The organism is Flavobacterium sp. SH_e, assembly GCF_025717045.1.
Classification (GTDB): domain Bacteria; phylum Bacteroidota; class Bacteroidia; order Flavobacteriales; family Flavobacteriaceae; genus Flavobacterium.
Map to the genome: position 1 here is coordinate 226,954 of NZ_JAOVZN010000001.1, position 13,921 is coordinate 240,874.

Below are 13,921 nucleotides of genomic sequence, written 5' to 3' on the forward strand. Positions count from 1 at the left end.
AGATTAATCTTCATTACTCCCATCATCTGCCATTCTCACCAATTTCGGTGTAAACTTCGCTACTACATCAACTAAATCCTGTTGCGCTTCCATGACCTGATTGATATCTTTATACGCCATTGGGGCTTCGTCAAGACCTGCACCGATAAGCGTAACGCCATGATCTCTCAGGATCGATTTCATTTCGGTTTGTGTGATGTTTTTTATGGCTTGGGTTCTGCTCATTTGTCTTCCTGCTCCATGCGAAGCCGAATTAATAGCGTTCTCCTCGCCTTTTCCTCTCACCAAAAAACCCGGTGCGGTCATACTTCCCGGAATGATTCCCATAACGCCTTTTCCGGCTGGAGTTGCGCCTTTTCTATGCACGATCACTTCTTCGCCGTTCCAGATTTCTTTCCAAGCAAAATTATGATGGTTTTCAACTTTGGCTAAAATCGTTGCTCCCAAAGCGCGTTCCATTTTGTTATGGATAATCTCGTGACAAGCCGAAGCGTAATCTCCAGCCAAATTCATCGCAAGCCAGTATTCCTGACCCAATTGCGAATTCATATCTAAATACGCCAAGTTTTTGGCTACTTCTGGAAGTCTGCATTCGTCTTTGGCAATTTTAGTATAATGTCCGGCAATGGTTGCTCCCATTCCGCGTGAACCAGAATGCGTTAACAAAGCGACGTATTTTCCTTTTGGGATATTCAAAACCGCATCGTCTTTGGCAAATTCCATGATTCCGAATTCCACAAAGTGATTCCCACCACCCGAAGATCCTAATTGCGACCAGGCTTTATCTTTCAAATTCTTCACAAACGGATTCATATTAAAAGTCTCGTTCTCCAAAACCGCATGATCAGATTTGTACTGACCGTGAAATCCGTGACCTGCTCCAAAAATAGAATTCGCGATTAATTCTCTTTTGAATTTGGCTTCGTTTTCAAAATAAAAAGCTGCAGGAATATCATAAACCGACAACGCCATTCTACACCCAATATCAACTCCAACACCATACGGAATAATGGCATTTTTTGTGGCAAGAACTCCGCCAATCGGTAATCCGTAACCTTGGTGCGCATCTGGCATTAAAGCTCCAGCAACCGTAACAGGCAGTTTCATGGCAACTTCCATTTGTTTTCTGGCTCCGTCTTCGATATGATCTAATCCGTAAGCTGAATACGCATTCGGAGTTTCATTTAAAGCAATAAAATCTTCTGGTTTTTCATTCGATTTTTCGATTAAAGCAACAGCCAATTTGCTGAAGATTTTATCGTCTATATAATTCTCTGGAGTTTCTAAGACGTTTTTGAAATTAGCTATCATTTCGTCTCTTGTGAATCCGTTTCTTTTGCTGTTTATTTTTAAGGCAATTCCAATTATTTTTCCTTCTGGAAATCCTAATTCTAATATATCTGTACCGTTTATTTGTGTTTTCATTTTTTTCTTTTTAAGGGGCAAAGTGCCAGAGGTTCATAGGTGCAAAGGTTTTTCACTGCTACGCAGTTATTTTGCGTAGGTTTTTTCTATTTTTTTTTTGCTCAGCGAAGACATATTTCTCGCAAAGTCGCTAAGACGCAAAGTTTTATTAAAATTGATTAACATACATTTTTTAATTATAAAAGAGGTAACAATTAGGAATGGTTTAATTTTCTTGGAACGAAGTAACCATTTCCTGACGACACTCTTTTTTTTAAGAGCAATATTCTATAAGCGACTTTTAGGATTCGAACCTAATATTATCATGCCGCGAAGTAGCGCTTTATAGACGGCATCTTATTTTTTGAAAAAGTAATAATTTATAAGAGTTGATATTCAACCTAAACGAAGTAGCTCTTATACACGACATTTTTCAGTTTTTAAAAAGAAGTAAAAAGCAATAAGAGAAACGGGGCTTGTCTTGCCAGAGTCGAACTGGATAACCTTGCTGATTTTACAGCTTCGCTATTCCTCCCCTAAATGGTGACGAAGTAACTCTTATTTACGACATTCTATTTTATTTTAAAACAAGGCAATAAACGATAAGTGACATATCCTGCTCTAACCACTGAGCTACATTTCTGTAATTAAACAGAATTGGTGGGGATCGAACCCACGTCCCGGGCGTTATCAATGCGAAGTAACACTTATCTACGACACTTGTTTTTTTATTTTCAATGAACTTATTTCTTTTACAAATATTCAAATCATACTGCGCAGTTATTTTGCGCAGTAGATTCTTTTTTTACAATTCTATTCGGTTAATGTAATTCAAAGCGCTGTTTTTATTTTCTAAAGCATTCAAAACATCAAACACTTTATCTGACCAACCGGCTATTAAATATACATCGTTTTTTTCGATGTTTATTGGCGACTGACCGTAACCTGCCAAATCAAACAAATACAATTTTGCATTTGGAGCGATAGTTTTGTATCTGTTCCAAGAATTTGCAAATGAGTCTTTTGTGTAAGCATTATTCCACATTTGAACATCTGTAAACAACATTACTTTGTCTACAATTTCTTTTCGGCTTATTAAATCTTCTAAAACTAAATGACCGTTTGTAGCGTAACCTACCTCACCTTCACGTTTGTAATATTCGTTAACATTGGCTAATATGCTTCGTTTTGGCATATTGATTATTTTCCAACGATCACCAAACATACCGCTTACCACATTTTTACAACGGCTTTGCATTAACATACCCAACATCAAACCAATATCATAAAGCAATACTTTACTTTTTGGCGAAATTGGCTGTTGCATTGAACCTGAAACGTCACAAGCAATTACAACCGATGTATTTACATCAAAACCTTTTATGTTTTGCGAACTCGCCATAACAGCATCTTCCAAAGCATCTAAAACCATTGAAGTGTATTTGAAATTCAAAGTTTTCACTTCTCGGTACGCAGCTAAAAATCGGAAAGGCAATTGTTTTGAATTGGCAACAGCTTTTTCATTAGCCAAATAATCACACACTTTTTGCATATGAAAACCTGAAACATTTGCCTCTAAGATATTTCGTAAATTACGTAACAAAGCCATGTAACCTACTTTACCGCTATCAATCAATTCTTCCCATTTTTGAGTGAATGCTTTTTGTTTTACATTCTCATCAAAGAATTTCACCTGACCTAATTGCGATAACTCAGTTTCCCAAGTATATGGCGTTTGCAAAGTATTAGTCGCAACTTTATTAAAAATTATTTGTTGCGCTTCGTCTTTTGCTTTTGGATGAACCAAAAACAAAGCATCTTTTAATTTTACAGCACCATCACGATTGTATTTGGCAAATTGATACTCGTCGAATTTGTTGAAAGAAACCGCCAAACCTTTTTGGATTTGTTTTGATAAACGGTTTAATTTCTTAACGTCGTTTCGTTCGTTTGCCATTTGATAGTAAGCCAACAATTCTGTTATTTCGTCTGCACGCTGAATTACGTGAGTAATCATTTTACTGATTAATGAATCTCCAGAATATATTTTGGCCAATTCAACAACCAAAACCAATGGTACAGAACGCATATGCATTTCGTTACGTGCATAAACCGCCAACTTTGCCACAAATACTGGATTGCATTTTTTAATCAAGTTTTTGATTCGCTCTAAACGAGTAGTATCTTTTTCATAAAATGAAGCACTTAAGCTTGTTGTTACAACTGCTGCGTACAATTCGTATTCTGATGTTAAAGAAAAAGCTGGTGCATTTTCGTGATTAACTATATTGTTTTTCTCTTTTGCTAAAAAATTGAATTTCATAATTTCTAGTTTTTAAAATTTGACAATGTTTATTGTTTTATTTCTTGAGCAAAGATTTCAAAACTACTACGCAATTATTTTGCGCAGTAAAAAAAGAATTTTAAATTTGAGTAAAAAACAAGATGAATTTAAAGGAAATTTATTCTGATTTGCTTTCGAATATTGGCTTTTCAGCAAATGATATTCAGCAGAACTGGCTGGATTTAGAAAAGGCATATTCCAAAAAATCAAGGCATTATCATAATCTCATACATTTAAAAGAAATGATTGAAAGCTTTGAAATTTATAAAGACAAACTTCAAAATCCTGACGAAATATTATTTTCAATCTTTTATCATGATTTTGTGTATTCGGCTTCCAAAAAAGATAACGAACTTAAAAGTGCTGAATATGCAGTATCTATTTTTACAGATATTAAACCCGACAGGTTTTTGAAACCTGTCGGGTTTGCTAAACTGGATAAACAATTGGTCTTTGATGCAATTTGTGCTACTCAGCAGCATCAACAAAATGCAATTGAAGATATTAATTGGCTAATCGATTTTGATTTGAAAATCCTTGCTAAAGATTGGGACGATTATAAAATCTATTTCGAACAAATTCGGAAAGAATATCGCATTTATCCTGATTTTCTCTACAAACCCGGACGAGCAAAAGCGTTGAAGCATTTTTTGGAAAACAATTTCATTTTTCAAACCAATGAATTTAGGAATTTATATGAAGAAAAAGCAAGAATTAATATTGAAAAAGAGATTTCATTATTAACGTAGAGACGCAATTCATTGCGTCTACACAACGAATATATCCACAATGTGTTAGAACGCAAAGCCAATGATGATCCGCAATGAATATCCAAAACGAATATCCACAATGTTTAGACGCAATGAATTGCGTCTCTACGTTTAAATAACGCAAAAATGTCACAAAACAAAAACGCCTTAATTCGGTACAAGACAATCGATAAATGCCTTCAGAATAAATACCGGCAATGGACACTCGAAGATTTAATCGAAGAATGTTCAGAGGCTTTATTTGAATATGAAGGACGACAAAATCCAATAAGTAAACGAACGATCCAAATGGATATTCAGCTGATGCGAAGTGAAAAATTGGGTTATAATGCACCAATCGTGGTTTACGATAAAAAGTATTATAAATACGAAGACGAAGATTTTTCGATAACCGATATTCCGCTTACAGAAACCGATATGAATGTTTTGACAGAAACGGTTTCGATGTTGAAACAGTTTAAAGATTTCTCACTATTTAATGATGTATCAGATATTTTACAGCGATTGGAGGATAAAATCTATGCCGAGAAATCGCATACTAAACCAGTTATTTATTTGGATAAAAATGAGAAACTGAAAGGACTGCATTATCTGGACGAAATATATCAGGCAATTATCAAAAAGATGGTTCTGATTATTACTTATAAATCTTTTAAATCTGCTGAAGAGACGAGATTCCATTTTCATCCTTTTATATTGAAGGAATTTAATAATCGTTGGTTTTTAGTCGGAAAGAAAAAAGCTTCACAACCGATTACCAATTTAGCACTCGACAGAATCATTTCAATCGACTACGATTTTAATCATCCATATTTAGAAGAAGATTTTGATGCCGATATCTATTATAAAGATGTCATTGGTGTTACAGTAAATTCAGGATTGAATGCAAGACGCATTGAATTGTGGGTCGACGCTTCGAACGCACCTTATGTACTAACAAAACCTTTGCATACTTCTCAGCGTGTTATTAAAGAAAATGAAGACGGAAGCATTATTGTGCATTTATTCGTGATTCCAAACTACGAAATGGAACGTCTTCTCTTAGGTTTTGGAAATTGTCTTGAAATTTTAAGACCAGAAGGACTTAGAAATCGTATGAAAAAAACTCTAAAAGATGCTCTTTTGCGTTATGATCATGAAAACAAAACTGAATTAAATGCATAATTTTTTAAAGAATACGAAATTAAATGCGTTTTAAAAACTAAAAAGAGATTTTTACAGCATTGAAAATGTTAAAATCTAAAAAAAGAATAGTATATTACACTTAAAATAAACAACCAAAACCCTCTAAATCAGGGATATTTTATAACTAACCAAAAAATTATTAAAAAATTATATGCACGCATAGTATTTTTTAATTATATTTGAAATCGATATAGTTACCTATGAAAGACAAAACGATAGATTATATTTTGAGAGCAACATGGCAGGCTGTTTCAAGAATGTATAATGAAGAGGCTGCTAAATATGATGCAACAATGGCAACAGGATTTGCTCTTTTAAGTATGGACAAGGAAGAAGGAACTCCGTCAACGGCTCTTGGCCCAAGAATGGGAATGGAAGCCACCAGCTTAACAAGAACCTTAAAATCTATGGAAGAAAAAGGTTTGATTGTTCGCAAAAAAAACCCAAGCGACGGAAGAGGCGTTTTGATCTATCTAACCGACTTTGGCAAAGAAAAAAGAGATTTATCTAAAAATACAGTTCTAAAGTTTAATGAAACCGTTAGAAAGCATGTTTCAGAAGAAAAGCTGAATCATTTTATCGAAGTTTCTGAAATCATCAATGAACTGATTCACGATAAAAACATATTTAATCAAACAGAAAACACAGAAAAAGAATAACATTCTTTTCCTCCTACAAACAAATAATAACAAGTATGAAACGCACAATTAAAAAAGTTGCTGTAATTGGATCCGGAATTATGGGTTCAGGTATAGCTTGTCATTTTGCTAACATCGGTGTCGAAGTTTTACTTTTGGACATTGTACCGCGTGAACTGACCGAAGCTGAAGCTAAAAAAGGATTAACACTTGAAAGTAAAGCCGTTCGCAACCGTGTGGTAAACGAACATTTGGCGAATTCATTAAAATCAAAACCATCTCCTATTTACAGTCAGAAATTCGCAAACCGAATTACAACTGGAAATACAACAGATGATATGGCAAAAATTGCTAATGTTGACTGGATTATCGAGGTTGTTGTGGAGCGTTTAGACATTAAGAAATTAGTTTTTGAACAAATCGAGAAATTCCGTACACCGGGAACTTTGGTTACTTCTAATACTTCTGGTATTCCAATTCACTTTATGAGTGAAGGAAGAAGCGAAGATTTCCAACAACATTTCTGCGGAACTCACTTTTTTAACCCTGCGCGTTACTTAAAATTATTTGAAATTATTCCTGGTCCAAAAACTTCAAAAGAAGTATTGGATTTCTTAAACGAATACGGATCTAAATTCCTAGGAAAAACTTCGGTTGTTGCTAAAGATACTCCGGCGTTTATTGGAAACAGAATTGGGATTTACGGAATCCAAAGTTTATTCCATTTAGTAAAAGAAATGGGATTAACGATTGAAGAAGTTGATAAATTGACTGGTCCGGTTATCGGTCGTCCAAAATCGGCTACTTTCCGTACGGTTGACGTTGTTGGTTTGGATACTTTGGTACACGTTGCCAATGGTATTTATGAAAACTGTCCAACAGACGAACAGCACGAATTGTTCAAACTTCCTGATTTCATCAACAAAATGATGGAAAATAATTGGTTAGGAAGCAAAACTGGGCAAGGTTTCTACAAAAAAGTAGATAAAGATATTCTTTCTTTAGACTTAAATACATTAGAATATAGAGCTGCAAAAAAAGCAAATTTTGCAACTTTAGAATTAACTAAAACTATCGACAAACCTATTAATCGTTTTAAAGTTTTAGTAAAAGGAACAGACAAAGCGGGAGAATTCTACCGTAAGAGTTTCGCTGGAATGTTTGCTTACGTTTCAAACAGAGTTCCTGAAATCACAGACGAATTCTACAAAATTGACGATGCTATGAAAGCTGGTTTTGGATGGGAAAATGGTCCATTCGAAATCTGGGATGCAATTGGTGTTGAAAAAGGAATTGAAATCATGAAAGCGGAAGGTTTAGAGCCTGCTGCATGGGTAAACGAAATGTTGGCTTCTGGAAGCAAAAGTTTCTATTCTGTAAAAGAAGGAGCAACTTATTTCTATAACATTCCAACAAAATCACAAGTTAAAGTTCCTGGACAAGATTCATTCATTATTCTAAACAACATTCGCGAAAGCAAAAAAGTTTGGAGCAATAGTGGTGCAATTATTCAAGATTTAGGAGATGGAATCTTAAACTTAGAATTCCAATCTAAAATGAATACAATTGGCGGCGACGTTCTTGCTGCTATCAATAAAGCAATCGACTTATCTGAAAAAGAATATCAAGGTTTAGTTATTGGAAACCAAGCAGCGAATTTCTCTGTTGGAGCTAATATCGGAATGATTTTCATGATGGCTGTTGAGCAAGAATACGACGAATTGAACATGGCAATTAAATTGTTCCAAGACACTATGATGCGTGTTCGTTACTCTTCTATTCCAGTTGTAGTTGCGCCTCACGGAATGACTTTTGGTGGTGGATGCGAAATGAGCTTACATGCTGATAAAGTAGTTGCTGCTGCAGAAACTTACATGGGATTAGTTGAATTTGGTGTTGGAGTTATCCCTGGTGGTGGTGGTTCTAAAGAAATGACTTTAAGAGCATCTGATTTATTCCGCAAAAATGATGTAGAATTAAACGTTCTTCAAGAGTATTTCTTAACAATCGCTATGGCTAAAGTTTCGACTTCTGGTTATGAAGCTTTTGATACTGGACTTCTTCAACATGGAAAAGACATTATCGTAGTAAACAAAGATCGTCAGATCGCTGAAGCTAAAAAACATGCGTTGTTAATGGCTGAAGCAGGTTATACACAGCCTATCAGAAGAAATGATATTAAAGTTCTAGGAAAACAAGCTTTGGGTATGTTCTTAGTTGGAACCGATCAAATGGAAGCTGGAAAATACATTTCTGAGCACGACAAGAAAATCGCTAACAAACTGGCTTATGTAATGGCTGGTGGTGATTTATCTGAAGCAACTTTAGTATCTGAACAATATTTATTAGATATCGAACGTGAAGCTTTCTTGAGTTTATGTACAGAACGTAAGACTTTAGAAAGAATCCAATACATGTTGACTAAAGGAAAACCGCTTCGTAATTAGAGAATAAGATGAAAGAAGCAAGAAACAAGACTTCAAAACAAAGTTTTGTCTTTTCTCTTGCCTCTTGCCTCTTTCTTCTAATAAATCTTAAAAAAACAAAACAAATGAAAACAGCATATATAGTAAAAGCATATAGAACAGCAGTTGGAAAAGCTCCAAAAGGTGTTTTTAGATTTAAAAGACCTGATGAATTAGCTGCAGAAACCATTCAGTTTATGATGGACGAACTGCCTAATTTCGATAAAAAACGTATCGATGACGTTATGGTAGGAAATGCCATGCCAGAAGCAGAACAAGGTTTGAACGTTGGACGTTTGATCTCTCTAATGGGATTAAAAGTTGAAGATGTTCCTGGAGTAACTGTAAACCGTTATTGTGCATCTGGATTAGAAACTATCGGGATGGCGACTGCTAAAATCCAATCAGGAATGGCAGATTGTATCATTGCGGGTGGTGCAGAAAGTATGAGTTATATTCCGATGGGAGGTTACAAACCAACTCCGGATTATAAAGTCGCTGCTGCAGGTCACGAAGATTACTACTGGGGAATGGGTTTAACTGCTGAAGCGGTGGCTAACCAATACAAAATCTCTAGAGAAGATCAGGATGAGTTTGCTTACAACTCTCACATGAAAGCGTTGAAAGCGCAGGCAGAAGGAAAATTTGACAAACAAATCGTTCCGATTACTGTTGAACAGACTTTCATCAACGAAAATGGTAAAAAAGAAACTAAATCGTACGTTGTAAATAAAGATGAAGGGCCAAGAGCAGGAACTTCTAAAGAGGCTTTAGCGGGTTTAAAACCGGTTTTTGCTGCTGGCGGAAGTGTAACTGCGGGTAACTCTTCTCAAATGAGCGATGGTGCTGCTTTCGTTTTAATCATGAGCGAAGAAATGGTAAAAGAATTAAACCTTGAGCCGATCGCACGTTTGGTAAACTTTGCCTCTTCTGGTGTTGAACCAAGAATTATGGGTATTGGTCCTGTAAAAGCAATTCCGAAAGCTTTGAAACAAGCAGGATTAACATTAAACGATATTGAATTAATTGAGTTAAACGAGGCTTTTGCTTCACAAGCTTTAGCAGTAACTCGTGAGTTAAACATTAACCCAGAAATCGTAAACGTAAATGGTGGAGCGATCGCTTTAGGTCACCCACTGGGATGTACTGGCGCTAAACTTTCTGTTCAGTTATTTGACGAAATGAAACGCAGAGGCAACAAGTACGGAATCGTTTCTATGTGTGTGGGGACTGGGCAAGGAAGCGCTGGAATTTACGAGGTATTATAAAAGAACGTATTCGGTCGGTTTGTCATTTCGAGGAACGAGAAATCGCACTCGGTAATCTACAAAGATTGGCACATTACGTTGCGGAGCTTCTAGTGCGATTTCTCCTTCGTCGAAATGACAAAATTGAGCATAAACAAAAAATAAAAAAACATAAGCAATGGCAGATACAATCGAAAAAAACGTGACTCGTGGTGGTCAGTTTTTAGTTAAAGAAACAAAATGCGAGGATATCTTCACACCAGAAGATTTCTCGGAAGAGCAGTTAATGATGCGTGACTCTGTAAAAGAGTTCGTTGATAAAGAATTATGGGCGCATAAAGATCGTTTTGAGAAAAAAGATTACGCTTATACAGAAGCTTCTATGCGTAAAGCTGGAGAACTAGGACTTCTTGGAGTTGCAGTTCCTGAAGAATACGGCGGATTAGGAATGGGATTTGTTTCGACAATGTTAGTTTGCGACTACATTTCTGGGGCAACAGGTTCGTTCTCAACTGCTTTTGGTGCACATACAGGAATTGGAACTATGCCAATTACTCTTTATGGTACTGAAGAACAAAAGAAAAAATACGTTCCGAAATTAGCTTCTGGAGAATGGTTTGGTGCTTATTGCTTGACTGAGCCAGGTGCAGGATCTGATGCCAACTCAGGAAAAACTAAAGCAGTTTTATCTGAAGATGGAAAATACTACTCTATCACTGGACAAAAAATGTGGATTTCGAATGCAGGTTTCTGTAGCGTTTTCATCGTTTTTGCTAGAATTGGAGATGATAAAAATATCACAGGTTTCATCGTAGAAAACGATCCTTCAAACGGAATTTCTATGAATGAAGAAGAGCATAAATTAGGAATCCGTGCTTCTTCTACTCGTCAGGTTTTCTTTAACGAAACGAAAGTTCCAGTTGAAAACATGCTATCTGAAAGAGGAAACGGTTTCAAAATTGCAATGAACGCTTTAAATGTTGGTCGCATTAAATTGGCGGCTGCTTGTTTAGATGCACAAAGAAGAGTTACTTCTGGAGCTGTAAAATATGCTAACGAAAGAATTCAGTTCAACACTTCTATTTCATCTTTTGGAGCTATCCGTTCAAAATTGGCTGAAATGGCAACTAACGCTTACGCTGGAGAAAGTGCTTCTTACCGTGCTGCAAAAGATATCGAAGACAGAATTGCTGCTCGTGAAGCAGAAGGAACTTCTCACCAAGAAGCAGAATTGAAAGGTGTTGAAGAATATGCTATCGAGTGTTCTATCTTGAAAGTAGCAGTTTCTGAGGACGTTCAAAACTGTTCTGACGAAGGTATTCAAGTTTTTGGTGGAATGGGATTCTCTGAAGATACTCCAATGGAAAGTGCTTGGAGAGATGCTCGTATCGCTCGTATCTACGAAGGAACAAACGAAATCAACAGAATGCTTTCTGTAGGCATGTTGATCAAAAAAGCAATGAAAGGACACGTTGATTTACTTGGACCAGCAATGAAAGTTCAAGAAGAATTAATGGGAATTCCATCTTTTGATACTCCAGATTTCTCTGAATTATTCTCAGAAGAAAAAGTAATCGTAGCTAACTTGAAAAAAGTTTTCTTAATGGTTGCAGGAAGTGCTGTTCAAAAATATGGCCCAGATTTAGATTCTCACCAACAGTTATTAATGGCTGCAGCTGATATCTTAATCGAAATCTACATGGCTGAAAGTACTATATTAAGAACTGAAAAATTAGCAAAAGCTCAAGGCGAAGATAAAGTTCAAGAGCAAATCGCTATGGCAAAATTATATTTATACAAAGCTGTAGACATTGTAAACTTGAGAGGAAAAGAAGGAATTGCGTCATTCTCTGAAGGTGATGAACAACGCATGATGTTAATGGGACTTAAACGTTTTACTAAATATACTAATCTGCCAAATGTTGTGGCACTTAGAGAAAAAATTGCAGAAAAATTAGTGGCAGAAAATTCATACTGCTTCTAATTTCAAAATAGTTTTTAGCTTTTAATTTGTTATAAACCCGCACAAGTCCGAAACTGTGCGGGTTTATTTTTTCCAAATATTTACTTCGAAAGATATCACTTACAAGACGCAATATTTTTGCAACTATTTGCAAAATATTCGTTAAAATTAACTTTTAGAGACGTCTAGGATAGTTAAATATCAAATGTATTGCAGTATATTTATCATTCTAAAAAACGCTAAAAACAAAATAATGAAACAAATTACTCTAATCGCATCATTTTTATTGTGTTTTGGTATCACGACTACCTTCGCGCAAAAAAACAAAAAAATGGACATAATCGCCTATTATACTGGCGACTCAGAACTTATTGACAAATATGAAGTTGGTAAATTAAACCAAATCATTTTTAGTTTTTGTCATTTAAAAGACGGCAAGCTAACTGTCGATTCTGCTAAAGATTCAATTACAATTAAACATTTAGTTTCGCTTAAAGCGAAAAATCCTCAGCTAAAAATCATTTTGTCTCTTGGAGGATGGGGAGGCTGTGAACCTTGCTCTAATGCTTTTTCAACTGCTGAAGGACGTTTAAAATTTGCAAAATCAGTAAAAGAAATAAGTGATTCTTATAAAGTTGACGGATTAGATTTAGACTGGGAATATCCAGCAATTGAAGGTCTTCCTGGACATTTGTATCAACCAGTTGACAAACCAAACTTTACTGAATTGGTAAAAATATTACGTTCTACACTAGGCAAAAAATACGAATTAAGTTTTGCTGCTGGAGGATTCCAAAAGTACTTGGACGAATCAATCGACTGGAAAGCAATAACTCCATTAGTAAATCGCATCAACATTATGAGTTATGATTTAGTAAATGGATATTCTAAAGTTACAGGTCATCATACTCCATTATATAGCACAAATGCAAAAGAAGAATCAACTAATAGAGCTGTTGAGTTTTTATTAAAACAGGGTGTTCCTGCTGAAAAATTAATTATTGGAGGTGCATTTTATTCTAGAACATGGAAAAATGTAGAAAACATCAATAACGGATTGTATCAAGCTGGAGAACATATTGAAGGTGTAAACTTTAAAAACTTTGCAACAACTTATACTGAAGCTAACGGCTGGAAATATTTTTATGATGAAAAAGCTCAAGCACCATATTGGTACAATGCATCAACTAAAACTTTTGCTACATCAGATGATTTAAAATCTATTAAAGCAAAAGCGGAATATGTAAAAGCTAAAAAATTAGGCGGAATAATGTTCTGGGAACTTACTTTGGACAGTTTCCGTGACGGAATGGTAAATGAAATTTACAAAGTCAAAACCGCAAAATAAGAAAAAGGGAATCAAATTGATTCCCTTTTTCTTTTATATATTGTAAAAGGTTATTGCACCTTATTCTTATCCAATTCACCAATAAACGGAATAGCTTCTAAAATTTCGCTTCTAATTATAGTTTGAAGATAAACTTCAAGCTGAATAAATTTTGCAGCATTTATTGAGCCAATTGCTTTCTTTGCCTGATTATAGGTTTTGGAGTAAAGTTTTTCATAGTCGATGTGATTTTTCAAAGTTGCTTTGGCTAATTCATCTGCTTTAGCATCAGTTAAAGTTTCGTAATTCGCAGCATAATCATTTATCAATTGAAACTTTGTCTGGCCTAAAGCTTTTCGCGACGTTTCATAATTATCGTAAATTTTAGTAAAGGCTGTCGCTTGCGCATCAGATAAATTCATGTACTGTTTTACCAGCTCAGCTTTAGATTTTCCATAAACACTTTGTACTACTTCTAAATCTTCTTTGTAAGAGGACTGCGCATAAGATGAAAATGAGGCTACTGCCATGATAAGAATAAGACTTAATTTTTTCATAGTTTTAATTTTAAATTTGTT

At 35.3% G+C, this 13,921-nt stretch carries 10 protein-coding genes; 7 read left to right on the forward strand and 3 right to left on the reverse strand.

Annotated features, from left to right (window positions below; all coding sequences use genetic code 11):
* Positions 1-3: 3 nt before the first annotated feature.
* Both OD917_RS00985 and OD917_RS00990 read right to left on the reverse strand, forming a co-directional pair.
* Positions 4-1,425 carry an RtcB family protein gene (locus tag OD917_RS00985; protein ID WP_263521683.1) on the reverse strand — a complete coding sequence of 474 codons (1,422 nt, stop codon included), beginning with the start codon at positions 1,423-1,425 and terminating at the stop codon, positions 4-6.
* Between the two features lie 784 nt (positions 1,426-2,209).
* Complete coding sequence (locus OD917_RS00990; RefSeq protein WP_263521684.1) at positions 2,210-3,727, reverse strand: TROVE domain-containing protein; 1,518 nt, start codon at positions 3,725-3,727, stop codon at positions 2,210-2,212.
* Between the two features lie 122 nt (positions 3,728-3,849).
* On the opposite strand from OD917_RS00990, the gene OD917_RS00995 reads away from it, so the two are divergent.
* From OD917_RS00995 to OD917_RS01025, 7 genes are all read left to right on the forward strand, one after another.
* Positions 3,850-4,497 carry a hypothetical protein gene (locus OD917_RS00995; RefSeq protein WP_263521685.1) on the forward strand — a complete coding sequence of 216 codons (648 nt, stop codon included), beginning with the start codon at positions 3,850-3,852 and terminating at the stop codon, positions 4,495-4,497.
* A gap of 147 nt (positions 4,498-4,644) precedes the next feature.
* Positions 4,645-5,682, forward strand: a complete 1,038-nt coding sequence (locus OD917_RS01000) for a helix-turn-helix transcriptional regulator (RefSeq protein WP_263521686.1) — start codon at positions 4,645-4,647, stop codon at positions 5,680-5,682.
* Positions 5,683-5,903: 221 nt separating this feature from the next.
* Positions 5,904-6,362 (forward strand): MarR family winged helix-turn-helix transcriptional regulator, encoded by a 459-nt coding sequence (locus OD917_RS01005; RefSeq protein ID WP_111288579.1) that lies wholly within the window; start codon positions 5,904-5,906, stop codon positions 6,360-6,362.
* Between the two features lie 35 nt (positions 6,363-6,397).
* Positions 6,398-8,788: a 3-hydroxyacyl-CoA dehydrogenase/enoyl-CoA hydratase family protein gene (locus OD917_RS01010; RefSeq protein WP_263521687.1), complete on the forward strand. Its 2,391-nt coding sequence runs from the start codon at positions 6,398-6,400 to the stop codon at positions 8,786-8,788.
* Between the two features lie 104 nt (positions 8,789-8,892).
* Positions 8,893-10,074: a thiolase family protein gene (locus tag OD917_RS01015; protein ID WP_111366372.1), complete on the forward strand. Its 1,182-nt coding sequence runs from the start codon at positions 8,893-8,895 to the stop codon at positions 10,072-10,074.
* A gap of 157 nt (positions 10,075-10,231) precedes the next feature.
* Positions 10,232-12,037, forward strand: coding sequence for an acyl-CoA dehydrogenase family protein (locus tag OD917_RS01020; protein ID WP_263521688.1), 1,806 nt, complete (start codon positions 10,232-10,234; stop codon positions 12,035-12,037).
* A gap of 310 nt (positions 12,038-12,347) precedes the next feature.
* On the forward strand, positions 12,348-13,364 hold the full coding sequence (locus OD917_RS01025) for a glycoside hydrolase family 18 protein (RefSeq protein ID WP_263521689.1): 1,017 nt from the start codon (positions 12,348-12,350) through the stop codon (positions 13,362-13,364).
* Between the two features lie 50 nt (positions 13,365-13,414).
* Here OD917_RS01025 and OD917_RS01030 read toward each other — a convergent pair whose 3' ends face one another.
* Complete coding sequence (locus OD917_RS01030) at positions 13,415-13,900, reverse strand: hypothetical protein (RefSeq protein WP_263521691.1); 486 nt, start codon at positions 13,898-13,900, stop codon at positions 13,415-13,417.
* Positions 13,901-13,921 lie beyond the last annotated feature (21 nt).

Bases quoted from the DNA above. Each gene is read 5' to 3' on its own strand.
- OD917_RS01030 (WP_263521691.1), bottom strand. From the start codon at position 13,900: ATGAAAAAATTAAGTCTTATTCTTATCATGGCAGTAGCCTCATTTTCA.
- OD917_RS00995 (WP_263521685.1), top strand. From the start codon at position 3,850: ATGAATTTAAAGGAAATTTATTCTGATTTGCTTTCGAATATTGGCTTT.
- OD917_RS01020 (WP_263521688.1), top strand. From the start codon at position 10,232: ATGGCAGATACAATCGAAAAAAACGTGACTCGTGGTGGTCAGTTTTTA.
- OD917_RS01005 (WP_111288579.1), top strand. From the start codon at position 5,904: ATGAAAGACAAAACGATAGATTATATTTTGAGAGCAACATGGCAGGCT.
- OD917_RS00990 (WP_263521684.1), bottom strand. From the start codon at position 3,727: ATGAAATTCAATTTTTTAGCAAAAGAGAAAAACAATATAGTTAATCAC.
- OD917_RS01025 (WP_263521689.1), top strand. From the start codon at position 12,348: ATGGACATAATCGCCTATTATACTGGCGACTCAGAACTTATTGACAAA.
- OD917_RS01015 (WP_111366372.1), top strand. From the start codon at position 8,893: ATGAAAACAGCATATATAGTAAAAGCATATAGAACAGCAGTTGGAAAA.
- OD917_RS01010 (WP_263521687.1), top strand. From the start codon at position 6,398: ATGAAACGCACAATTAAAAAAGTTGCTGTAATTGGATCCGGAATTATG.
- OD917_RS01000 (WP_263521686.1), top strand. From the start codon at position 4,645: ATGTCACAAAACAAAAACGCCTTAATTCGGTACAAGACAATCGATAAA.
- OD917_RS00985 (WP_263521683.1), bottom strand. From the start codon at position 1,425: ATGAAAACACAAATAAACGGTACAGATATATTAGAATTAGGATTTCCA.